Genomic DNA, 23,705 nt, shown 5'->3' with positions numbered 1-23,705 from the left:
ATGTCAAAATCATGAAAAATTGGTATTTCCGTAATTTCAATAATGTCTTTTTCGGCCTTTTTTTAACCATAATCATTTCAATTGGGTTTGATTATTTTTCTACAAGTGAAAGTTTAATACGGTTTGTTTTACCCACGATTGTGCCTCTGTTTTCTATACTGTATTTTATAAAATATAAATTTCTGAACATCCCATTTATTTTCTTTTTACTATTCTCTTTTTTAGGAAATGCACTCAGATTGGTCAATTTAAAAACTGAGGATTTTTACATTTTAAATATCATGTCGTTGGTAGCACTTGTGAGTGTGGTGTGTATCGCCGCCCAAAAGTTTAAAATAAAGGAAGTGCATAAATTGGTAGGCATTTATTTATTGACCGTTTTTACCATCAGTTTATTTTTTGTTTACGAGGTTATTGATATTTTCAGATATTTTATATTAGAGGATACCGATTTCTATCTGTTTGTGTTAAACAGTTTAGGTTTGTTGGTGCTCACGTTTATGTCCTTTAGTTATTATTTAAACACACAAACCAAATCGGCCATACTGTTTCTTACGGCTGCCATTTGCTTTGGATTTGCTTCACTAATAGATTATTTTGTTATTTACTTTGCTTATAATTGGAATTTTATATTTCTACATAAAGTACTTTATGCTGTTGGGCTATACCAAATGTTTAAGTTTATGGTTGAGGAATATAATAGGGTTAAACCCATTGAAGATTATGAAGTATTCTATTCTGAAATCACTTTTGCTTAGACTATAATAGACGTGCCGTTAGCAGATTTATTTTTATTGGAATCAAAATAAAAATCAATTTTTCCCAAATTAATTCCGTAGCACCCTACTTGATTGACAAGCATATTTTTGCCTTCAATATTTTTAACAATTGTTGGCTTGGAAAGAAAGGTATGAGTATGTCCACCTATTATTAAATCAATATCTTTTGTAGCTTCCGCTAATTTTAAGTCGCTGACTTTATTGGGCTCTTTTCTGTAATTATAACCTAAATGGGAGAGACAAATAATGAGGTCGCACTTTTCTTCAGTTTTTAAAATGCGTGTCATATCCTGAGAAATTTCAATGGGGTCTAGATATTTGGTCTCCTTAAACATAGCTGGGTCTACCAAACCGTTTAACTCAATACCCAAACCAAAGACACCTATTTTAATACCAGCTTTTGATAATATTTTATAAGGTTTGGTATGTGTATCCATTATCGTATTTGAAAAATCATAATTGGCCGAAACAAACTCAAATGTTGCATGGGGCATCTGTGCATAAAGGCCTTCAATGCCATTGTCAAAATCATGGTTGCCTATGGTAGCCAAATCATATTTTAATTTGCTCATGAGTTTGAATTCCAGTTCACCACCATAATAATTGAAATATGGTGTGCCTTGAAAAATATCGCCAGCATCCAATAAAAGCGTATTTGGGTTTTCTTTTCTAATGGACTCAATTAAACTTGCACGTCTGGCCACACCACCTTTGTTGGCATTTCTGCCATCTTCGGGGCCGAAAGCATCAATATGGCTGTGTACGTCGTTAGTGTGCAAAATGGTTATTTTGGTGGTTTTCTCTAAAGAGGTAAAAGACTGCAAGCCAAAACTGCCCATGGTTGCCAAGGCTGTTCCTGCGGAGGCTTGTTGTATAAATGTTCTTCGTTTCATTTTTTTTCTGAAATTTTGAATTTTCTAGCGCATTCTTTTATCTGTTGACTTGAATAAATCGGTCATCCATTACTGGCTTAACGGTGTCTAGCTTCATAAACTTATCCATTAAAACATTTCTAATTTTATAGTTTAAAACGTAAACGCTATCATTTGGTTTGAAAAAACTCATATTGTCACCTCCATTGCACAAATAGTCGTTGGTTGCAACATAATAAATACTATCCTCATAAATTTCATTTCCATTGATTTTGGCTTCCACAACATCAAAATTTTGGTCTATTACTAGTTTGAAATTCGATACTGGATGCGCCTTTTTAGTATCAGCCAAATAATGAATCATTTTTTTTATTTGCGTGCCCTTTAGGGCGGCAACAACCACGCTATTTTCAAAGGGCATTAATTCAAAAACCGTTCTTTTGGTAACGTTGCCTTTAGAAAGTATGGAGCGTATGCCTCCGTGATTAAGCAAAACCATATCAATATCATGGCCTGTTCTACTTTTAAAAATAGGCTTTGATTCGCTAAAAACGGCGTCGGCCATAAAATTTCCAATGGCGGTGTTAAACTCACCGTCTGTTTTTGTGTAAGTGTCTGCCGAATAGGCTAAAACGCTATCCAAGTCTTTTTGTATGTTATCCCTGAAAGGTTTTATATAAGATTCAATTTCAGGGTCTTTCTCTAGGGAATCTGTTATTGCAATTTGTTCTCCTTCAATTTTAGAGAGATGCATTTGTTGCTGTTTGCAGCTTGATAAAACAAAAAAATATAACAAAATAAAGAAATGTGTAAACCTCATGTATAATTAAATAATTTGAATGTACTTTTGCTACCTTTGCGCAAAGTATAAAGGTAAATGATTTTAAAGGGTTTTAAAGCAAAATCTAATAAAAAGTACTTGAACAAATTGTTATCAGAGAGACAAGTAAATGTTGCCGATAACAAGGTTGTGAGTTTGGGCGTTATCTTAAATATTGATGAGTTTGATGATTTTGAGGCGTTTAGAAAACTAGCCGATTACATAAAGGTTCGTCCGAATAGGTTAAAAATCGTGGCATTTTCAGAAAACAAAAAGGATGATTTAAATTCTTGGGACGAATGCCACAACCCCAAAGATTTTGGCTGGAACGGAAAGATTAACAATGTGGAATTACAGGAATTCCTGAACACAAAATTCGACCTTTTAATCAGTTATTACAACAATGAAGTTTTAGAGCTTAAATTGATGACCACCCTTTCTCAAGCCAGATTTAAAATAGGCATTTTACAAACAGATGAGCGCCTAAACGATTTGATAATAAAAACTGGTTTAAAGGATTTTGCCCTGTTTAAAAAGGAAATTTTTAAATACCTAACTATATTAAATAAAATAAATAATAATGAGTAAGTTTTTAGGAACAGGAGTTGCATTGGTTACCCCATTTAATGCAGATTTGAGTGTAGATCATGAAGCCCTGGCCAATATTGTAAATTATAATATTGATAATGGTGTTGAATATCTAGTGATTTGTGGAACTACAGGAGAAAGTGTAACCCTTACTAAGCAAGAAAAAAAGGAAGTTATAGCAACGATTTCCAAGACCAATAACGGACGCGTGCCTATGGTTTTGGGTATAGGTGGCAACAATACGGCTGCTGTTATTGAAGAGATTCAGGCAACTGATTTAAGCAATATAGATGCCATTTTATCGGTTTCACCATATTATAACAAGCCTACTCAAGAAGGCCTTTACCAGCATTTTAAAGCTATTGCAGAGGCTTCTCCCGTTGATGTTATTTTATATAATGTCCCAGGGCGTACCTCTAAAAACATGGAGCCTAAAACAACCTTGAGGTTGGCCAACGATTTTAAAAATGTTGTGGCAGTTAAGGAAGCCGGAAACAATATAGCCCAATATTTAGAGTTAATTAAAAACAAACCTGAGGATTTTTTAGTGATTTCTGGTGATGACGATTTAGCATTGGGAGTTGTTTTGGCTGGAGGAGCTGGTGTTATTTCGGTAATCGGACAAGGATTCCCAAAAGAATTTTCCGAAATGATTCGATTGGGACTTAAGGGCGATGCCAAAGCTGCCTACAAATTACATTTTAAATTAATGGATGTTATTGGGTATATTTTTGAAGAGAATAACCCCGCAGGCATCAAAGGTGTTTTTGAAGCTCTCAAATTGTGCAAAGATACCGTAAGATTGCCTCTGGTTCCGGCATCAAACAACTTAAAGGCCAAAATAGCAGATTTTGTAAAAAACTTTTAGTTGTTAAATATAACTTAAACCTCGATTTTATTGGATTTTAGCGTTTATTTTAGCCGTAAAATAATATTTTTAAAATCCATTTTAATAGCTTAATTTTGCAAGCTGTAATAAAAATTAATGAATAAGTTTTTTTACATAGTATTAGTTTTCACTGTGTTAACAAGTTGTAGCGAATTCCAAAAGGCTTTAAAGTCTGAGGATATTGCCACCAAGTTTAAAATGGGAGAAGAACTTTATAATGAAGGTGAATTTTCAAAAGCCAATAGGTTATTTGCTCAAATAGTGCCCAATTATAGAGGGAAACCACAAGCCGAAAAGTTAATGTTTTTGTATTCCAATTCATTTTATAAAATGAAGGATTACTATGTGGCGGGTTATCAGTTTGAGCGTTTTACATCTAGTTACCCAAAGAGTGAAAAGGTTGAGGAAGCTGCGTTTTTTGGGGCCAAAAGTTACTATATGCTTTCGCCAAGATATTCCAAAGACCAAAAGGAAACCAAAGAGGCTATTGAAAAACTTCAAGAGTTTATCAATGTTTTTCCTGATTCTGAATATGTGGCTGAAGCCAATGAGCTGATTCAAGAATTGGATTTTAAACTAGAAAAGAAGGCTTTCGAAATCGCCAAACAGTTTAATCATATATCTGATTATCCAGCTTCCGTAAGGTCGTTTGATAATTTCATTTTTGAATTTCCAGGGTCAAGATTGCGTGAAGAAGCTTTGTTTTATAGATTGGATTCAGCCTATAAATTGGCCATGAACAGTGTAGAATATAAAAGTACGGTTCAAGAAGGCTTGGTCTATCTCAAAAAAAATAGACTTGAAGAGGCTAAGGATTTTGCAAAAGCCTATAAACAATCATTCAGTAACTCAAAGTTTATTGATGAGGTTAACGAAATGGCCACAAATATTGACGAAGAATTAAAAAGATACAGCACAAAAAGTTAAACACAATTTCAAATGGATTTAAAAAAAACCAATGCTCCGGTAAATTCGGTAACGTACGATAGAAATCAAATAGATGAGCCAACTGGCAATATTTATGAGTCTATTTCTATCATTGCAAAACGTGCAGAACAGATTAACACAGAAATAAAAAAAGAGCTTATTGATAAGTTGGAAGAGTTTGCCACTTATAACGATAGCCTTGAGGAAGTGTTTGAAAACAAAGAGCAAATTGAGGTGTCAAAATTTTACGAAAAATTACCAAAACCTCATGCATTGGCCGTTCAAGAATGGCTAACCGATAAGGTTTATTTTAGAAATACCGAGGAAGATTCTCAATAATAATTTCTAAATTTAAACACCATTAAATAAACTCCAATACCGTTTTTGTAAATGGTGTTGGAGTTTGTTTGGTTAATAAATACGGGTTTTATGAGTATATTAAGTGGAAAAAATATTCTACTGGGTATTACAGGAGGTATCGCCGCCTATAAAACAGCTTCATTGGTAAGGTTATTGGTTAAATCTGGTGCCGATGTAAAAGTGGTAATGACGCCAGCTGCCAAGGATTTTATAACGCCGTTAACTTTATCTACTCTTTCTAAACACCCCGTGTATTCTTCGTTTACTAATGAAGAAGATGATAATGCCGCATGGAACAGCCATGTTGATTTGGGCTTGTGGGCAGATTTTCTCATCATTGCTCCAGCAACAGCAAATACAATGTCTAAAATGGCCAATGGTACTTGCGATAATTTGCTTTTGGCAACATACTTGTCGGCAAAATGCCCCGTGTATTTTGCACCCGCTATGGATTTAGATATGTACAAACACCAAAGTACACTTCAGTCTTTTGAGACCTTAAAAAGTTATGGTAATATCATGATTCCTGCAACAAGCGGTGAATTGGCAAGTGGATTAGTAGGCGAGGGGAGAATGGCCGAACCTGAGGATATTGTTGCTTTTATTGAAAACGATATTTTAGGCAAGCTTCCGCTGCGTGGAAAAAAAGTTTTAATTACAGCAGGACCGACTTACGAAGCTATTGATCCAGTTCGTTTTATAGGAAACCATTCCAGCGGCAAGATGGGATTTGAAATTGCCAAAGCTGCTGCAGAATTGGGTGCTGAGGTTATTTTAATTTCAGGGCCAACCCATCAAAAGGTATCAAATAGTTTAATTGAAGTTGTTCCTGTAGTTAGTGCAAATGAGATGTACGAAGCAGTTCATAAACATTTCAAGAATGTTGATGTGGCCATACTTTCAGCTGCAGTTGCCGATTTTGCGCCAAAAGAAGTAGCTATCCAGAAAATAAAAAAGAAGACTGATACGTTAACTTTAGAGCTGGAAAAAACGAAGGATATTTTAGCGTCTTTGGGCAACATTAAAAAGCAGCAATATTTGGTCGGTTTTGCATTGGAAACAGAGAATGAACTTGAAAATGCAAAAGGAAAACTAAAAAAGAAGAATTTAAATTTAATTGTTTTAAATTCGTTGAATGATAAAGGAGCTGGTTTTAAAAGTGACACCAACAAGGTGACTTTTATTGATGACAAAAACCAAATAATGGAGTTTGAATTAAAGTCGAAAGCTGATGTAGCTTCAGATTTAATGAATAAAATTATATCAGAAATTAATGCGTAACTTTTTAGTCATACTTATATTTTTCCTTTCAATTAAAGGGTTTTCACAAGAATTAAATTGTAGTTTGGTGGTTAATGCCGAACAAACAGGAAATGAAAATTTCCCAATCTTTAAAACTTTGGAAAAGCAACTTACCGAGTTTGTTAACAACACAAAATGGACCAACAAAACCGTTAAGCCCCAAGAGCGCATTAATTGCAGCATGATTATAAATGTTAGTGATTATAGTGGCGAAAATTTTCAGGCAACTTTGCAAGTGCAGTCTGGTCGCCCAGTTTATGGCTCCTCATTCAGTACGCCCCTTTATAATTTTAACGACAAGGATTTCACGTTTAGGTATTTAGAATTTCAAAATTTAATATACAATCCGTCTCAATTTGAATCTAATTTGGTTTCGGTTTTGGCCTTCCATGTTTATATGATTTTAGCTTTGGATGCCGATTCTTTTGAACAAAATGGAGGTGATGAATATTACCGTCAGGCCCAGGTTATTACCAATTATTCCCAACAAGGAAATTTTAAGGGCTGGAAAGTTGAAGATGGACTGCAAAGCCGTTTTGCGTTAATTGATAACGTGCTGTCCCCAACATTTAAAGAATACAGGGATGTTATGTACAACTATCATAGAAATGGATTGGATGTTATGAGTAACGATGTTAAGGCCGGAAAAGATGAAATTGCTGAATCCTTGAAAAAGTTTCAGGCCATGAACAGCCGCCGCCCAAATTCATTTTTATTGCGCACGTTTTTTGATTCCAAAGCTGATGAAATTGAACAAATTTTTACTGACGGTCCAAGTGTAAATATTGCGGCTGTAAAAGAAACGCTTCAAAAAGTAGCGCCAATGCACAATAGCAAATGGCAAAATATTAAGTACTAAAAATAAGTTGGCAGTTGGCAGTCGCAGTATCCAGTTACTGAAGACTGAAAACTGGGACTGGATACTGAACACTGAAAATGCTAACCTCCCTCTCCATAAAAAACTACGCTTTAATTGATTGTCTTCAAATAGATTTCAATAGTGGATTTTCAATAATTACAGGTGAAACCGGTGCAGGTAAATCTATTTTGCTAGGAGGTCTATCGCTCGTTCTTGGTAAACGGGCCGATTTAAGTAGTTTAAAGGATACCTCCGAAAAATGTATTATCGAAGCTGTTTTTGATATTTCAAATTATAATTTAAAGTCAATTTTTGAGGAAGAGGATCTTGATTTTGAACAGCAAACCATTATTAGAAGAGAGATTTTGCCTTCTGGAAAATCAAGGGCTTTTGTTAACGATTCTCCAGTAAACTTAAGCAGTTTACAGCTTTTGGGTGAAAGGCTGATTGATATTCATTCACAACACCAAACCTTGGAACTCACCAGCAATGAGTTCCAGTTTCAGGTTATTGATTCTTTGGCCAAGAATGAGGGGCTTTTACAAACCTATAAGACAGAATTAAGAAATTACAAATCACTCAAAAAGCAATTAAATGAGCTTTTAAATTTTAAAGCCGAAGCCATTAAAGAGCACGATTACAATACCTTTTTATTGAATGAATTGGTGGAAGCTAAATTGGTTGAAGGTGAACTTGAAGCTTTAGAAGAAGAATACGAGACCCTAAATAATATTGAAGGCATAAAAGAAAAACTTGCCGAAGCATATCAGCTATTAAGCGAGGAACAAATAGGGGTTTTATCTTCGTTAACAGCTTTAAAAAATGCGTTTCAAAAGTTATCCTCGTTTTCATCAAAGTATGAAGATTTGTTCAGCAGGGTCAATAGTAGCTTAATTGAAATGGACGACCTATTCAATGAGGTCAATAATTTGCAAGAAGATTTGGATGCCGATCCCAACCGATTGGAAGTTGTGGATAGCAAGCTCAAAGTTCTTCATAACTTAATGCAGAAACATGCCGCTTCAGATGTTTCGGAATTGATTGAGGTTAGAAACCAGCTTGAAGAAAAAGTTTCGGTTACCGAAAATTTGGATGGCAACATTCAAAAAAAGGAAGCAGAAATAACTTCAAAAGAAAAGGAACTGAATACCATTTCGAAAGAACTGAACAAAAGACGAACCGAAGTTCTTCCTGGTTTAAAGCAACAATTGGAAGCCATTTTAAGTGGTTTGGGTATGCCCAATGCGCAATTTAAAATGCAATTGATTTATGGTGTTGATTTCTTTAACAATGGAAAAGACGAACTGTCCTTTTTGTTTTCAGCCAATAAAGGAGGCAGTTTTAATGAGTTGAAAAAGGCCGCTTCGGGTGGCGAGTTATCACGAATTATGCTGGCCATAAAATCGGTTTTGGCAAAATATATCCAGTTGCCAACCATTATGTTCGACGAGATTGATACAGGTGTTTCTGGTGAAATTTCAAATAAGATGGGCGATATTATGCTGGAAATGAGCAAAACCATGCAGGTAATTTCCATTACCCATTTACCTCAAATTGCAGCCAAGGGGCATTCACACTTTAAGGTTTATAAGGAAGATGTGAACGATGTAACACAAACCAATTTAACTAAATTGAACTATGATGAGCGTATTGTTGAAATAGCCCAAATGCTCGGAGGCTCAGAAATGTCGTCATCTGCAATAGCCCATGCCAAGGAATTGCTAAACTAAAAAAGCAAAAAGTTTAAAATAAAACGTTCAAAGTTTAGTATTTTTGAAAGTATTAAAACTAATTAACTAAACAGCTAAACAACTAGCGACTTAACAAAATAGATATGTCATACAATTTACTAAAAGGAAAAAAAGGAATCATCTTTGGGGCACTAGATTCAAATTCTATTGCATGGAAAACGGCAGAGCGCGTACATGAAGAAGGTGGAAAATTTGTTTTAACAAATGCGCCAGTGGCCATGCGTATGGGGGAAATTAATGAGTTAGCTAAAAAAACAGGTTCTGAAATCATTCCTGCGGATGCCACTTCTATGGAAGATTTACAGAATTTGGTAGAAAAGTCAATGGAAATTTTGGGTGGCAAAATAGATTTTGTATTGCATTCCATTGGGATGTCTATAAACGTTAGAAAAGGAAAACACTACACGGATCAAAATTACGACTGGACACAAAAAGGCACCGATGTTTCAGCGATGTCATTCCATAAAGTGATGCAAACACTTTATAAGGCCGATGCCATGAACGAGTGGGGCAGTATCGTGGCTTTGTCATATATGGCTGCTCAGCGCGTCTTTCCAGATTATAATGATATGGCCGATAATAAAGCATATTTAGAGAGTATTGCGCGTAGTTTTGGGTATTTCTTCGGAAGAGATAAAAAAGTGCGTGTTAATACTATTTCACAATCGCCAACGCCAACCACTGCAGGTAGTGGTGTAAAAGGATTTGACGGATTTATTGCCTATGCCGATAAAATGTCGCCATTGGGTAACGCTACAGCGTTAGACTGTGCAAACTATACTGTAACCCTGTTTAGTGATTTAACAAAACGCGTTACCTTACAAAACCTTTATAATGACGGAGGTTTTAGCAATATGGGTGTAAGTGATGCGGTTATGAGCACCTTTGTTGGTGACAAATAAAATAAAATTTTATTAAGGAAAAGCCACCCGTAAAAAGGTGGCTTTTTTGTTACTTTGTGTTATGTAAGCCCATAATACGCATTAGGCATAAATATAAAGTATAAACCCTTGTCACAACTACAATTTTCATTCATTATCCCTGTTTATAACCGTCCTGATGAAATTCAGGAATTGTTACAGAGTTTTGAGACTTTGGAAGGCGATAAAGATTTTGAAATTGTAATTGTTGAAGACGGCTCACAAAAGTCTTCAAAACAAGTGGTTGAGGGGTTTGCCAAAAAACTGAATATTTCATATTTCTACAAAGAAAATTCAGGACCCGGCGATTCCAGAAACTATGGAATGCAACGTGCCAAAGGCAACTATTTTATCATTTTGGATTCTGATTGTCTTCTTCCAAAAGAGTATTTAATTGAAGTTGAAAAGAGCCTGAAAGAAGAGTACGTTGATTGTTTTGGCGGGCCCGATGCTGCACACCAGTCGTTTAGCAATTTACAAAAGGCCATCAATTTTTCTATGACGGCTTTTATTACTACTGGTGGCATTCGAGGAAGTAAGAATAGTGTGGATAAATTTCAACCGCGTAGTTTTAATATGGGGCTTTCAAAAGCCGCTTTTGAAGCTTCAAATGGCTTTGGACGTATTCACCCTGGTGAAGATCCTGATTTGACCATAAGACTTTGGAATTTAGGCTTTAAAACTAAATTAATCCCGGAGGCTTACGTGTTCCATAAACGCCGTATTTCGTGGAAAACATTTTACAAGCAAGTCAATAAATTTGGATTGGTACGACCCATTTTGAACAAATGGCACCCATCAACAAAAAAAGTAACCTATTGGTTTCCAACTATTTTTTGTTTGGGTTTGATGCTTTCTATCTTTTTGTTATTGTTTCAGGTAAAGTGGCTATTTATAATTTATCTAGTATATTTTGTTATTGCCTTTATTTTGGCATTGTTCGGTACAAAAAGTTTATGGGTATCCATTTTGGTTATACCTGCAATTTTAGTGCAATTTTTGGGTTATGGTTATGGGTTTTTAAAATCCACATGGGCAGTTTCCGTTTTAAATAAGCATGCTGAAACACATTTCCCTAAATTATTTTTCAAACAAAAATGATAAGAAAATTAAAGTCTAAAATATTAATCTCGATTAAAAACAGGCGAATCAATGTTTTTTTGTTATTTCTATTGTCAGCTTTTGTCATTTTAATTTTTTCAAAGCTTTCAAAGGAATACACAAAAACTGTTGCGTTTACCATTGAAAAAACAAATGTACCACAGAAATACATTATTCTAAATGATTCAATAAAACTCAACGTAACCTTAAAAACTCACGGATTTAAATGGATAAAGTATGCATTTAATAGGCCTAAAATTAAGGTTGATTTCAATAAGGATGTTTATAAAAAAGACGCCTATTTTGTTTGGCATAAAAGCAAGGCTTTTTTGAATAACACACAATTTGACAAGCAGGTTGAAATATTGAATATTTCCCCCGATACTTTAAGATTTAGGTTTGGTGTGAATTTGGTCAAAAAAGTCCCGGTTAAATTGAACACCGATATTGCCTATAGTGTGGGTTATGATTTGTCTGGTGATATGGTTTCAGAACCTGATTCGGTAATTGTGGTTGGTCCAAATACTTTGGCTTCAACAATAAATTTTTTAGAAACGGAAGTTTTAAAATTAGCGGATGTGCGCTCTAATATATCCGAAACCGTCAAGCTTAAATTGCCCGATAAAAAATCGGATTTAAAGTTTTCAACAGATAAAGTAACCATTAAAGCTAGCGTTGAGAAGTTTACAGAAGGTACGCTAAAAATTCCTGTCACGATGGTGAACGTGCCAGATAACATGACACTTAAATATTTTCCGAAAGCAATAAGTGTTTCCTATTATGTTAGCCTTAATAATTTTGATGCTGTAAAACCAAAGGACTTTAAAGTAGTTTGCGATTATGGTAAAGTGAGTGAAAACCAATCATTTTTGATTCCGGAATTGGTTCGTTTTCCCGAAGTGGTTAAAAATGTTAAGATCGGGCAACAACACGTTGAATTCATAATTACAAAATGATGATTGTAGGGCTTACGGGCGGCATTGGCAGTGGCAAAACAACAGTTGCAAAACAATTTAAGAAATTGGGCATTCCCGTTTATATTGCTGATGAGGAAGCCAAAAAGCTAATGAACAAATCTAAAGTCATTAAACGAAAACTTGTTGAATTGTTTGGAGAGGACGCTTATTTAGACGGAAAGCTCAACCGGCCTTTTATTGCCAGCATAATTTTCAATAACAAGGCTATTCTTGAAAAAATGAATGCCATTGTGCATCCAAGGGTTGCCAAACATTTTAAAAAATGGGTTTTAAAACAAGAGTCACCTTACGTTATAAAAGAGGTTGCTATTTTGTTTGAAAATGGAGGCCATAAAGCTTGTGATTATGTCATTACCGTAGTGGCTCCAAAAGACTTGAGAATAAAACGATTGCTTGAGCGCGATGATACTTCTAAAGAAAAAATTGAGGCTATCATGAAAAATCAGTGGTCGGATGACGAAAAGGCCAAACATTCACATTACATTATTGATAATGTAAATCTGGACGATACACAAGCCCAAGTTTTACAGATACACCAAGATTTACTTCGAAAAATCTAGAATTTTACGTTTTTGTTAATGTAAGGTTAAAAGGTAAGTTTTTAAATGTTAAAATGTTAATTTTGAATGATGAGCAAAAGATTATTCATCCTGTTGATAATATTGATGAGTTTATCACTTATTGGTATTATTTCCATCCAAGCTTATTACATTAACAATTCTGTAGAGAATGAAAAGGAACGTTTTAAATCTAATGTGGTTACGGTAATTAATAATGTTTCCAGTACCATTGAGAAAAACGAATTAGAAAAATACTTTTCAGAATACTTAAGCTTAGACAAGGAAAAAAAAACAGATGAAGATGCTGTTTCCCAGTTGTTGATTTATAGAAAAAACAACAGCACCAAAGAAACACTCATTTACCAAAGTAATGTTTTAGAAGAAAACTATAAACTTTCTTCATCGCTCTTTGACGTTTTAGATAGTCTCGAGGTTAAAAAAATCATAGGAAATTCGTCCACAGAGATTTATAGAGATTTAGGGTCTTCCGACAAGGATATTAAAAGCCCCATTACCAATATTGTTAGAAGTGGTATTATTGAAGAGGCACAAAAGATAAATTTTGAAAAGAATTTCAAGGCCATTCTCAAAAGAAATCCTATTTATAAAAGGGTTTCAAAAGACGAAATTAAAAATTTATTGTCTGAAAAGCTTGCAAAATACGATATAGATATCGACTTTGAATTTGCAATTTACGGTAATGACTTGGCCACCAAAGTAAAAAGTGAAAATTTTGAGTATGATAAAAATTCAACTTTTGGCGTGCCTATTTTTTATGATGATGAAAACCGGACACCTTACCGGCTGTTGGTAAATTTTCCGGATGACAGAAAGTTTATTTTGTCATCTATCATCGGCATGATACTTTTATCCGTTGTTTTTACCTTGATTATAATTTTGGCTTACGCCAGTGCCTTGTTTCAACTGGTGAAGCAAAGAAAGATTTCGGAAATAAAGACCGATTTTATCAATAACATGACGCACGAGTTTAAAACGCCCATAGCTACCATAAATTTAGCTTTGGATGCCATTAAGAACCCAAAGGTTATTGAAGATCAAGACAAGGTTAAGCGTTACCTTTCCATGATTAAGGAGGAAAATAAGCGTATGCACGCACAGGTGGAAAATGTATTGAGAATATCTAAGCTAGAAAAGAATGAACTGAACATCAGTAAGGATAGGGTTGAATTACACGACTTAATTGAAGATGCCATAACGCACGTAGAACTTATTGTTGAGGATAGAAAAGGGTACATAAAAACCTTTTTTGAAGCAGAGCAATCTTCGGTTTTGGCCAACGAAACACACTTTACCAATGTTATTGTGAATATTTTGGATAATGCCATTAAGTATTCTCCAAATGCACCAGAAATTGAGGTCTACACTGAAAATGTAGGTGCCAATGTTATTTTGAAAATTAAAGACCATGGTAGCGGAATGAGTAAAGCTGCCGCCAAAAGGGTGTTCGAAAAATTCTATAGGGAACACACCGGAAATATTCATAACGTAAAAGGCCACGGATTAGGTTTGGCTTACGTTAAACGAATTGTTGAAGACCATCAAGGTCATGTATCAGTAGAAAGTGAAAAAGACAAAGGAAGCACGTTTACAATCAAGCTTCCACTAATTTCGTAAATATGGAAGAACTTAAAAAAAGAATATTGTTAGTTGAAGATGATCCAAATTTTGGAACCGTTCTTAAAGATTATTTAATGATGAACGATTACGAAGTAACCCACGCCAAAAATGGTATGGAGGGCTTTGAAAAGTTTAAAAAAGACGATTTCGATTTATGTATTTTGGATGTGATGATGCCTTACAAAGATGGATTTACGTTGGCCAAGGAAATACGTGAAAAGAACAGCGATGTGCCGATTATATTCTTGACGGCAAAAACCATGAAAGAAGACGTTTTAAAAGGCTATAAAGTAGGGGCAGACGATTACCTAAACAAGCCTTTTGACAGTGAAGTGCTATTAATGAAAATAAAGGCCATTATTCAACGCAAGGCTACCGAAACCATTTCAGATAGCAAGCAATTTGAATTTAAAATCGGACGATTCGATTTAAACTCCAAACTACGTTTTTTACGATTTGATGGTGGCGACCCCGTAAAATTATCACCAAAAGAAAATGAATTGTTGCGTTTATTGGCGTTACATGAAAATGATTTAATGCCACGGGAATTGGCACTTACCAAAATATGGCGCGATGATAATTATTTTACCTCACGTAGTATGGACGTGTATATTGCCAAACTTAGAAAATACTTAAAACTAGACCCAAAAGTTGAAATTCTTAACATTCATGGGGAAGGGTTTAGATTGGTGATAAACGATTAAAACTAAATAAGTAGAAAATTTAAAATCCAGCTTTAGGCTGGATTTTTTTATTTATTTTTTTTATTTGGAAGCGGTTGAATCTGTTTTAATTGCTTCTATGAATATTTATTCCAATTTTTCATCATAAAATTTGTATTCTAAATTTTCAGGTACACCAAGATTCATTCTGCCCTTTATAAAGTCTTTTTCGTTTTTGTATTTATGTAGTTGATAGTTATTTTCTCCTTGCATAATTTTTATGATATAGTAATTTGTAATTTTTATATTCGGTTTTAGACTGTCAAAGTCAACTAAGTGAGGCGAAGTGTTCGCGCAAGGATGCTGCTTTGCAATTATAAAATCTTTTTCATGTCCCACAGCAAATACATCGTGCTGAATAATAATTTTTTCAGGTTCATAAATTTTATTGTTCAAACTATAAACAATTTGCCAATCCCTTTCATCCCAACCAATTAAATAAAAGTTGTCAATTATCTTTCCACCAGATTCATTCGTACTGAAATAGCAACTTGTTAAAGTCATTAAAACAAGAATTAGAGAGGTTTTCTTCATTTTTAAAAGTGCAGAAATTTTATGATAATACAGATGGGTTTTTATTTGATTTTTTTAATCTTTAAATTTAACTATGTTCCACATAGTTTTTGAAGTTGTTTAAAATGGCTTGCCAACCATTTTTTTGCATGTCAATGGGGTGTTCATCTTCAGGGTCGAAAACCACCACAATTTCTGTTTGATTGTTTAAAATGTGTAATGAAACCGAGGCCAATCTTCCGCCAAATTCATATGTAAAATGGTTTTTAGCCTCAATTTCGGTATAAACGGCTTCAAAACCAAAACCAAAACTGCCATCTTTGGCTTCCATTCTAGCTTTGTATGTGCCACCAACTTTCATGTCGTTGGAGGCTGACGGGCAATGCCAACTCGGGTCGGCAAAATTCCACTTGGTAATGTGTTTTGGGGTGGTGTAATAGTCCCAAACTTTGTCTTTGTCAGCATTTATTGTAGCCTTAACCGTTATTTTTTCTTTGCCCATTTTGTTTGATTTTCTTCTACTCTAAATTTAACTATTTTAATGATTAAATCGATAGGTAACGGTTGGTCTATGGGAAATTGTACTGAACCTTTTCCTTGTTTGTAAATAGAAAGTTCCTCCTGAAATTTTTCATGTCCACTAGGTGTGGCATAAAACCCAATATGTTTTGCAAAGCCACCAAAGTAAACCAATGGCTTTTTGTTTAGTTTATAAGCTGGCATACCATAGGCAATACTTTCAACCGTGTTTGGGGCGTGTTTCTTTATGGTTTCACGCATTAAATTTAGTTTTTCCTGTGTGGCTTCCGGAAAGATGGCTATGTAATCTTCAACAGTTTTAACATCATGGTTCATTGGCAATAGCTTAATTTAAATATGATTTTCCAGCCACTCCCTAAACTCATAAAAGTTTTGTGGAGCAACGCCATGGCCAACGGGAAATTCAGAATATTGATACTTAATCTTTAAACTATCTAAAAATGGAGGTGTTAAACGTGCCCAACTTACAGGAATAACCTGATCGGCACTTCCGTGCGAACAATAAAAGTTTAAATGCCCATAATCGCGGGTTTCAACATCTTCTGGAAGGATATCTTTATTGATGTATCCACTCAAAGCCACAATGTTTTTAACTTTTTCCGGATAGGTCAGTGCCACGGCATAACTTAAAATACTACCCTGACTAAATCCCAAAAGGGTCACGTTATTTTTGTCAACGGGATAGGCTTCGATGGCCTCATCAATAAAAGCGGCTATTAAGTCGCGCGATTGTTTGGCCTGAATATTATCGCTCCATTTGCCTTTTTCAGCATCAAAATTAATGGCATACCATGCATTGCCGAAAGGAGGTAAAGGGTATGGGGCTTTTACTGAAATGATAAAAAGTTCTTCAGGCAATTCTGAGGCAAAAGAAAACAAATCGTTTTCATCACTGCCGTAGCCATGAAGCATAATTAATAACGGTGCATTTTTAGCTAGGGTTGATTTACGTGTAATATGCTCTAATGAAAGCGACGTTCCAGCCATAATTAAGAGCCTAGATTGGCAAATAGTTTTTGGTAAAAGGCACCCAATAAAGGGACTTCATTTTTTTTTCTTGAAAGAGCTCCAGAAAACCCGTAAATAAAAAGTACTGCAAAAAATAGATAAAATCCTGAGGTTACAGTCCAGCTATCAAAACTGCCCACAGGGTAACCCAGTGCCCAAAACGTGAGCCAAAGCCCTAAAGACTGCCTGATGTGGAAGCTTGCAAAGGCGCTTTTATTTTTTTCGTCGTTGTTCAAAAAATAAGCAATAATGACACCAATTATGGTAATGTAGCTGATAATGGCATTATTTCGCCCGCGTTCAATATCTTGTTCTGTCATTTTTTATGGATTTAAAACCAGCTGATTGTTCGCAACAATACCATAAACGATTCCTTTTAAAGTTTCATTTTCAAAAATGGCATTTTTGGATTTTGAAATGATATCGTCTTTCTTAAAGGTAGATTTAGTATCTGGATTAAAAAGCGTCATGTTGGCGGCATTTCCGATGTTTATTGGTGTGTTTTCCAATCCGAATCTGCTTTTGCCCCTTGTTAAAATATCTATGGTTTTTTTTGTTGTAAAGCAGTTTTGTAAAGCCCCGAAAGCACTTTCTAGGCCAATGGTGCCATAATCGGCACGGTCAAATTCAACCTTCTTTTGTTCTACATCAATAGGGTTGTGGTCTGTTGTAACCATATCAATGGTGCCGTCTTTTACCGCTTCAATTAAAGCGTCAACATCAGTTTGTGTACGCAATGGAGGCAATACTTTAAAGTGCGTATTAAAATCGCTTAAAGCCTCATCGGTAAAGTATAGATTATGCACGGCAACACTGCAAGTAACATCAAGTTTTTTGGATTTTGCCTCACGAATCAGTTCTACAGATTTTGCTGTAGAAATGGTAGGAATATGCAATTTGCCACCTGTGTACTCCAACAGGAACAAATCGCGGGCAACCTGAAGTTCTTCCGCCAAAGCGGGAATACCTTTCAAGCCTAGTTTTGTGCTTGTTATATGTTCGTTCATCACGCCATGTCCGGCAATTTTGTTCTCTTGCGGAAACGAGCAAACCAATCCGTTAAAATTACTGGCGTATTGCAGGGCAATTTTCATGAGGTTCGGATTTGAAATGGGTTTGTGATAATCGTAAAAAGCAACAGCACCGGCAGTGCCCATATCAAAAAGTTCAGCTAAATCCGTTCCGTTGCTTCCTGTGGTCAATGCGCCAATGGGCAAAAGGGTTACCGCATGATTTTGGGCTTTCGATTTTAAAAAGGCAATATCGGAATTCGTATCTATAACCGGATTGGTATTGGCATTTACAGCCACAGCCGTAAATCCAGAAGATGCAGCTGTTTTAAGTCCATTTTTTATGGTTTCGCGTTCTTCAAAACCAGGTTCGCCGAAACTCACGCTACTATCAAACCAACCTTGCGAAATATGCAAGTTTTCCAATTTTACTTCTTGATAATTCTTTGGATTTTTAATGCTATTGGCAATCTTGGTAATCTGCCCTTTTTCAATTAAAATGTCTTGAGTGGTGTTGTGGAAATCACTTTTTGGGTCAATAATTGTGGCAGATTTTATAAGTATGTTCATTTAAAGAATTTTAAGATGAGCATTTCAGTAATCAATAACGCTAGCGCAAAAATAACAAACCATTTCCATAGGGCATTAACTTTTGAGTCACTTTTTAAGGTGTCAAAAATTTCGGAAACAGAATTACTCAAGGTTATTCGCTCAGAAACCGATGGATTGAGGTAGGTTAAAACACTTTCTTGCCTACCGTAATTATAACTGACATTTTTAATGCTTTCTCCATTGTTGGAAACAGCATAAGTTCCAGCCATTGAAGGTGTTTCTTGAGTAGTCACCACAACCTTGTTATTAAAATATTGCTGCTTTGGTATGATGTTTATGTCTTCTTTTATGAGTGATAAAACGGCGTCTTGCTGCATTTGTGTCTCTACGTCAAATCTATTATTCTCCCCAATTTCATAGTACAATTCAGGGATTTTTAAACTTTGTTTAGCAATGTTGTAAAATGTGGGAACTATGAGCGGTGAATTTTTAAAACTAGAGTTTTTCTGGTTTAATGCAGAAGCGAAGAGAAAGGTATTTTTAATTTGACCCAAAAAGGTTTTTCCATCTTCAAACTGCAATGCGGAAGACATGTCTGATGAGCTGAAATTGTAATAACTGCTCACCTTTGGGTATTGAAAGTTTTTAACCTGTTTTTCAAAAACACCCTGATTGTATAAGGGATGTGCGTAATTAATATTGGTGACCTGCTTGTCGGTTTCAACAAAATTGATAAACCGAGATTTATAATTAGTTAATAGCTGATTATACGATTCAATATTTATAGTTTCCGAAGGAATCGCAACAATAATACCACCCTGACGAGTAAATTGTTTTAAAGCAGTGGCCAGTGGCATGGGAATGTCATCCAATTCATTTAAAACAATGAGATGTTGCGAATCAATAAGATTGTAGTTCAACTGGTCTACAGGAGTTGACATATAATTGAATTCATCCAGCGTGTAAATACGTTTTAAAAACGAATCGTCATTGCCATTTATGCCCAAAACATTAATCTTTGAGGGCTTATTAATGCTGAAAAACAAGGTGTTGTCAAACTGCAAATTGGAATCGTCAATGGATATTTTTCCATTGATGACTTCGTTAACAGGAATTGAAAAAGTGGTTTCAGCACTTTTGTCAATTTCTACCGATGTTTTGGCAATAAGATTGTTGTTGTTGAAAAGTGAAATGGGTAAATTTTCAACAGGATTTCCGCTATTTATTAGCTTTACTTTTAGTTCAATTGATGTTGCCGTACGCTCCGAAATAAAAGCACTATCAATGGCTATGTTGTTCGCGTTTACGGGTGCGAGTTTAACCAAATGAAGATGGGTGAGCGAATCTAGTTGAGGACTTAAACTGCCATTGTTTTCTTGAAAATCTGAAATATAAACCAGATTTTTTACAATACCTTTTTTACTGTCAAAAACCGCATTGCTTTTTAATAAAGCAGCTTCAGCAGATATTTTCTCAGAAGAATAATCTATCTGCAGCAATTCGTTTTTTATGGCTTTTATTGTGGTATTTTTAAAACTATTGTCGTTGGTTACAATGGAAATATTTTCGTCTTCGGGAACGTTTTCAATAATATCCTGTACTGCACGTTTTAACAGTTCACCTTGACTCCCTTTTGCCTGCATACTAAAAGAATTGTCCAAATACACAACGGTTTCTTTTTCAGCATTCAAATTGCTGGTTTTTGATGTAAATGGCTGTGCAAATGCAAATACCAAGGTCGCCATTAGCAATAATCGGTTTATAAGTACCAACCACTTTTTTATTTGTGAACTTTTGCGTGTTTGTATGGTGGCTTCCTTTAAAAAAGCTACATTAGTAAATGGCACTTTTTGGAATTTACGCAGTTGAAATAAATGAACAATAATAGGGATGAGCAGTAAAAAAAGTGCGTAAAGAAGTTCGGGGTGTTTAAACTGCATATCTTTTATGGATTATCCAAACCTACATAAATTTTTTAATTAACAAAAGAAAAAATAGTCCGTCATTGGGTACATTTCTTGTTTTTTGAAATATGTCTTAATCTCAGTTTGGGCCTTCGGGTTGGCCACAGTTACGATACTTTGCGGACGGTTAATTTTTTCTAAATCTGTAAAAGGTTTTAGTTTTTGGTCGTAAATGGCTTTGCCAATTTTTTTTGGATTATCACAAATCCATTCAAAAGGAATGCCTTTTTCAACTAAATTTTTGGCAATGGTTTTTCCTTTTAATCCTGCGCCCCAAATTACTAACGGACGGGAAGCATCAAAATCGAGTTCCAAAAAATAATGGAGTTTTATATCTAAAAAGGTGTTTTCGGCGTAATTGCTGTGCGTGCGCGATGTGCGTGTTTGGTAATCGCGCCAAAAGTGTAAAATTTCATTGGATGGGATAATTTTATAACCCGCTTTATAAAACCGAAAGGTTAAATCGTAATCCTCAGGGTATCGGTTGGGTTGGAAGGCATCAATGGCCAGTAAATCTTCACGATGTAGCATCCAACAAGGGGAGGCGATGACACATTCCTTATAAATCTCGGAATAATTACTGCCAGTTGTAGTCAAATGGTTAAGCCAATCTTCATATTTTTTGTACCCATCGCTAATGCCGTGTTCTGAAAAATAAGCAACCAACCCAGTAGCAACATGGTTTTTGCCATGGTTTAATAAATTGTTCAAGAGAACCTCCAATTTATTTTCGGGCATCACGTCATCACTATCCATACGTGTAATATAGTTGCCGGTGCATATTTCAAAAGCTAAACGAAGGGCTTCAATAATACCTTTGCCAGAATTTTTAATAAGCTGTATCCGTTTGTCCTCTTCCGCGAAAGCGTTTACAATGTGGTAGCTGTTATCGGTAGAGCCATCATCAACAATAATCATTTCCCAGTTTTCATAGGTTTGGCTTATAACAGAATCCAAACAATCGGCGATGAAATCTTCGGTATTCTTAAACGGAACTAAAATGCTTATTAAAGGTTCTTGCATACTGCGAATTTAACAAAACCTTAAGAATGGCGACCGTAACATAATAGTATTTTGCACGTCAATTTAAAAAACTTTAAAATCCGAAATAATGAACACGAAAACCTTAATGGGCTTGATGGTTGGTATTTTATTGGCCAGTTGTAGCGCTTCTAAAAACTCTGGAAACGATTTGGCTATAAATTCACCTGTTGAAACGAGCATAGATTTAAGTAAAGTAACCAACGATAAAGTTCCGGTAACCATAAACCCTGGGCGTTTTACTGAGCAAACAGTAACCTACAGGTTGCCTAAAGTTGTTCAAGGTACTTATTCTATCAGTAATTTCGGTAGATATATTGATGATTTTAAAGCTTTTGATTATTCTGGAAATGAGATGCCTTTTGAAAAGGTTGATACCAACTCATGGACTATTACCGACGCTAAAAAACTTGACAAAATAACTTATTTTGTTAATGATACTTATGACATTGAAGAGCAAGGCGGAATAGGAAAAGAACAACCTTTTTCGCCTGCAGGAACCAATATTGAACCTGATAATTATGTGCTGAACCTTCATGGTTTTATTGGTTATTTCGATTCACTAAAAAGTAATCAATACAAGCTTGATGTAACTGCACCGACAGATTTCAAACGAAGCTCGGCCTTGCAAAACATCAGTTCAAAAACCAGTGAAGATGGAACCTTAATGACCTCCAGCTATTTTGCACCAAGGTATTTTGATATTACCGATAACCCTATGATGTATGGTAATTTGGATGTTGAAGAGTTTCAAGTGGGCGATATCAAAATTGTGTTGAGCGTGTATTCGCCAAACAAATTACATTCGGCGGCATCTTTAAAAGAAACCATTTATAAAATGATGAAGGCGCAAAAAACATTTTTGGGCGACATCAATTCCACGCCACGATATGATATATATCTGTATCTGTCGCCGGGAGAAGAAGACTCACCAAAAGGGTTTGGAGCTTTAGAACACCATACGTCTACGGTAGTAGTCATGCCAGAAGCTATGGATGAGGAAGCCTTGGCCGATGGTATGATTGACGTAGTTTCCCATGAGTTTTTTCACATTGTAACCCCGTTGAGTGTACATTCTGAAGACGTACATTATTTTGATTACAACAATCCAACTTTTTCAAAACACTTGTGGATGTATGAAGGCGTAACCGAGTATTTTGCCACTTTATTTCAAGTAGACCAAGGTTTGGTAGATGATAACAAATTCTACAGCGATATTTACGAAAAAATCATGGCCTCAAAACAATTGAATGATGCCATGAGTTTTACAATCATGAGCGAGAATGTTTTAAAAGCACCGTATAAAGACGAGTATTTAAACGTATATCAAAAAGGAGCTTTAATTGGCATGTGTATTGATATTTTAATGCGCGAAGAAAGTAATGGAAACCGTGGTGTTTTGTCTTTAATGAAAGAGCTTTCCAATAAATACGGAAAAAATAAACCATTTGATGACGATAAACTTATTAGTGAAATTACAGCCATGACTTACCCGTCTGTGGGTGAGTTTTTAAATACCCATGTGGTTGGAGATTTACCAATAAATTACAATGAATTTTTTGAAAAAGTTGGCCTGGAAATAGGTGAGGGAAAGATAGAAGCCAATTATATTTTAATGGATGGTGCTCCTATAGTTAGTGGAGATGGCCAAAAAGGAACCATTTTCTTTACAGATAAAGTGTTGAAAAATAGTTTTTGGGTAGAACAAGGCGTTCAGCCCAATGATGTGATAAAAAGCATTGACGGGACAGAGTTGACCTTACAAAACGCCAACCAAGTATTGCAACAAGTGTTTATGTGGAAACCTGGTAAAGATGTTGAAGTGATATTGGAAAGAGCTGGAGAAGAAATTGTTATTAGAACCACTACTACCCAAGGCTATACAAGTGGTGAAAAAATTGTTGAAAAACCTGATGCAACTGAGGCTCAAAAAGCTTTACGCGAGGCTTGGTTAAGAGGGTAGAACTATAAATAAGAGTAACAAAAATCCTGATTTATAAATCAGGATTTTT

The 23,705-nt window shown here is 35.3% G+C and carries 25 protein-coding genes; 15 read left to right on the top strand and 10 right to left on the bottom strand.

Features of this window, described 5'->3' with window-relative positions:
• Nucleotides 1-11 precede the first annotated feature (11 nt).
• Nucleotides 12-758 (top strand): hypothetical protein, encoded by a 747-nt coding sequence (locus WJN01_RS11320; RefSeq protein ID WP_445197275.1) that lies wholly within the window; start codon nucleotides 12-14, stop codon nucleotides 756-758.
• On the opposite strand, the gene WJN01_RS11315 is transcribed toward WJN01_RS11320, so the two are convergent.
• Together WJN01_RS11315 and WJN01_RS11310 are read right to left on the bottom strand one after the other, a co-directional pair.
• Entirely contained in the window at nucleotides 755-1,672 is a 918-nt protein-coding gene (locus WJN01_RS11315; RefSeq protein ID WP_445197274.1) for a bifunctional metallophosphatase/5'-nucleotidase, read from the bottom strand. The genes WJN01_RS11320 and WJN01_RS11315 overlap by 4 nt on opposite strands.
• A 37-nt stretch (nucleotides 1,673-1,709) precedes the next feature.
• Complete coding sequence (locus WJN01_RS11310) at nucleotides 1,710-2,405, bottom strand: 5'-nucleotidase C-terminal domain-containing protein (RefSeq protein ID WP_445197273.1); 696 nt, start codon at nucleotides 2,403-2,405, stop codon at nucleotides 1,710-1,712.
• Between the two features lie 123 nt (nucleotides 2,406-2,528).
• On the opposite strand from WJN01_RS11310, the gene WJN01_RS11305 reads away from it, so the two are divergent.
• The 13 genes from WJN01_RS11305 (at nucleotide 2,529) to WJN01_RS11245 (ending at nucleotide 15,047) form a co-directional block, all read left to right on the top strand.
• Nucleotides 2,529-3,059: a DUF6913 domain-containing protein gene (locus tag WJN01_RS11305; protein ID WP_445197272.1), complete on the top strand. Its 531-nt coding sequence runs from the start codon at nucleotides 2,529-2,531 to the stop codon at nucleotides 3,057-3,059.
• The gene (gene dapA / locus WJN01_RS11300; RefSeq protein ID WP_445197271.1) at nucleotides 3,052-3,927 is read left to right on the top strand and encodes a 4-hydroxy-tetrahydrodipicolinate synthase; all 876 of its coding nucleotides are present in this window, start codon (nucleotides 3,052-3,054) and stop codon (nucleotides 3,925-3,927) included. The genes WJN01_RS11305 and dapA overlap by 8 nt, the downstream gene beginning before the upstream one ends.
• A gap of 117 nt (nucleotides 3,928-4,044) precedes the next feature.
• Nucleotides 4,045-4,875 carry an outer membrane protein assembly factor BamD gene (locus tag WJN01_RS11295; protein ID WP_445197270.1) on the top strand — a complete coding sequence of 277 codons (831 nt, stop codon included), beginning with the start codon at nucleotides 4,045-4,047 and terminating at the stop codon, nucleotides 4,873-4,875.
• A 12-nt stretch (nucleotides 4,876-4,887) separates the two neighbouring features.
• The gene (locus tag WJN01_RS11290) at nucleotides 4,888-5,214 is read left to right on the top strand and encodes a DNA-directed RNA polymerase subunit omega (RefSeq protein WP_445197269.1); all 327 of its coding nucleotides are present in this window, start codon (nucleotides 4,888-4,890) and stop codon (nucleotides 5,212-5,214) included.
• Nucleotides 5,215-5,304: 90 nt separating this feature from the next.
• Nucleotides 5,305-6,516: a bifunctional phosphopantothenoylcysteine decarboxylase/phosphopantothenate--cysteine ligase CoaBC gene (coaBC, locus tag WJN01_RS11285; protein WP_445197268.1), complete on the top strand. Its 1,212-nt coding sequence runs from the start codon at nucleotides 5,305-5,307 to the stop codon at nucleotides 6,514-6,516.
• Entirely contained in the window at nucleotides 6,509-7,396 is an 888-nt protein-coding gene (gene porD / locus WJN01_RS11280; protein WP_445197267.1) for a type IX secretion system protein PorD, read from the top strand. The genes coaBC and porD overlap by 8 nt, the downstream gene beginning before the upstream one ends.
• Nucleotides 7,397-7,473: 77 nt before the next feature.
• A complete protein-coding gene (recN, locus tag WJN01_RS11275; RefSeq protein ID WP_445197266.1) occupies nucleotides 7,474-9,126 on the top strand; it encodes a DNA repair protein RecN in 1,653 nt (550 codons plus the stop codon).
• Nucleotides 9,127-9,230: 104 nt separating this feature from the next.
• Complete coding sequence (locus WJN01_RS11270; protein WP_445197265.1) at nucleotides 9,231-10,049, top strand: enoyl-ACP reductase FabI; 819 nt, start codon at nucleotides 9,231-9,233, stop codon at nucleotides 10,047-10,049.
• 108 nt (nucleotides 10,050-10,157) lie between these two features.
• Nucleotides 10,158-11,168, top strand: a complete 1,011-nt coding sequence (locus tag WJN01_RS11265; protein ID WP_445197264.1) for a glycosyltransferase family 2 protein — start codon at nucleotides 10,158-10,160, stop codon at nucleotides 11,166-11,168.
• The gene (locus WJN01_RS11260) at nucleotides 11,165-12,124 is read left to right on the top strand and encodes a CdaR family protein (RefSeq protein WP_445197263.1); all 960 of its coding nucleotides are present in this window, start codon (nucleotides 11,165-11,167) and stop codon (nucleotides 12,122-12,124) included. Before WJN01_RS11265 ends, WJN01_RS11260 begins: the two co-directional genes overlap by 4 nt.
• Nucleotides 12,121-12,705 (top strand): dephospho-CoA kinase, encoded by a 585-nt coding sequence (gene coaE, locus WJN01_RS11255; RefSeq protein ID WP_445197262.1) that lies wholly within the window; start codon nucleotides 12,121-12,123, stop codon nucleotides 12,703-12,705. The genes WJN01_RS11260 and coaE overlap by 4 nt, the downstream gene beginning before the upstream one ends.
• Before the next feature lie 69 nt (nucleotides 12,706-12,774).
• Nucleotides 12,775-14,340 (top strand): sensor histidine kinase, encoded by a 1,566-nt coding sequence (locus tag WJN01_RS11250; protein ID WP_445197479.1) that lies wholly within the window; start codon nucleotides 12,775-12,777, stop codon nucleotides 14,338-14,340.
• A 2-nt stretch (nucleotides 14,341-14,342) separates the two neighbouring features.
• Nucleotides 14,343-15,047: a response regulator transcription factor gene (locus WJN01_RS11245; protein ID WP_445197261.1), complete on the top strand. Its 705-nt coding sequence runs from the start codon at nucleotides 14,343-14,345 to the stop codon at nucleotides 15,045-15,047.
• Nucleotides 15,048-15,152: 105 nt separating this feature from the next.
• Here the strand turns inward: WJN01_RS11245 and WJN01_RS11240 are convergent, their stop codons facing one another.
• The 8 genes from WJN01_RS11240 to WJN01_RS11205 form a co-directional block, all read right to left on the bottom strand.
• Nucleotides 15,153-15,599 (bottom strand): DUF3997 domain-containing protein, encoded by a 447-nt coding sequence (locus WJN01_RS11240; protein ID WP_445197260.1) that lies wholly within the window; start codon nucleotides 15,597-15,599, stop codon nucleotides 15,153-15,155.
• 67 nt (nucleotides 15,600-15,666) lie between these two features.
• Entirely contained in the window at nucleotides 15,667-16,080 is a 414-nt protein-coding gene (locus tag WJN01_RS11235) for an SRPBCC domain-containing protein (RefSeq protein WP_445197259.1), read from the bottom strand.
• Nucleotides 16,062-16,433 carry an iron chaperone gene (locus WJN01_RS11230; RefSeq protein WP_445197258.1) on the bottom strand — a complete coding sequence of 124 codons (372 nt, stop codon included), beginning with the start codon at nucleotides 16,431-16,433 and terminating at the stop codon, nucleotides 16,062-16,064. The genes WJN01_RS11235 and WJN01_RS11230 overlap by 19 nt, the downstream gene beginning before the upstream one ends.
• Nucleotides 16,434-16,448: 15 nt before the next feature.
• Complete coding sequence (locus WJN01_RS11225) at nucleotides 16,449-17,105, bottom strand: alpha/beta hydrolase (protein WP_445197257.1); 657 nt, start codon at nucleotides 17,103-17,105, stop codon at nucleotides 16,449-16,451.
• Between the two features lie 2 nt (nucleotides 17,106-17,107).
• A complete protein-coding gene (locus tag WJN01_RS11220) occupies nucleotides 17,108-17,446 on the bottom strand; it encodes a hypothetical protein (RefSeq protein ID WP_445197256.1) in 339 nt (112 codons plus the stop codon).
• A gap of 3 nt (nucleotides 17,447-17,449) precedes the next feature.
• Nucleotides 17,450-18,706, bottom strand: coding sequence for a dihydroorotase (locus WJN01_RS11215; RefSeq protein ID WP_445197255.1), 1,257 nt, complete (start codon nucleotides 18,704-18,706; stop codon nucleotides 17,450-17,452).
• Nucleotides 18,703-20,628: a vWA domain-containing protein gene (locus WJN01_RS11210; RefSeq protein ID WP_445197254.1), complete on the bottom strand. Its 1,926-nt coding sequence runs from the start codon at nucleotides 20,626-20,628 to the stop codon at nucleotides 18,703-18,705. The genes WJN01_RS11215 and WJN01_RS11210 overlap by 4 nt, the downstream gene beginning before the upstream one ends.
• Before the next feature lie 39 nt (nucleotides 20,629-20,667).
• On the bottom strand, nucleotides 20,668-21,675 hold the full coding sequence (locus WJN01_RS11205) for a glycosyltransferase family 2 protein (RefSeq protein WP_445197253.1): 1,008 nt from the start codon (nucleotides 21,673-21,675) through the stop codon (nucleotides 20,668-20,670).
• An 88-nt stretch (nucleotides 21,676-21,763) separates the two neighbouring features.
• Between WJN01_RS11205 and WJN01_RS11200 the strand changes: the two genes are divergently transcribed.
• A complete protein-coding gene (locus WJN01_RS11200) occupies nucleotides 21,764-23,656 on the top strand; it encodes a M61 family metallopeptidase (RefSeq protein WP_445197252.1) in 1,893 nt (630 codons plus the stop codon).
• The last annotated feature ends 49 nt before the right edge of the window (nucleotides 23,657-23,705 follow it).

Source organism: Tamlana sedimenti, from assembly GCF_038148895.1.
Classification (GTDB): Bacteria; Bacteroidota; Bacteroidia; order Flavobacteriales; family Flavobacteriaceae; genus Tamlana.
Note: the sequence above shows the minus strand (reverse complement) of the source record. Positions and strands in the feature narration are given on the sequence as shown.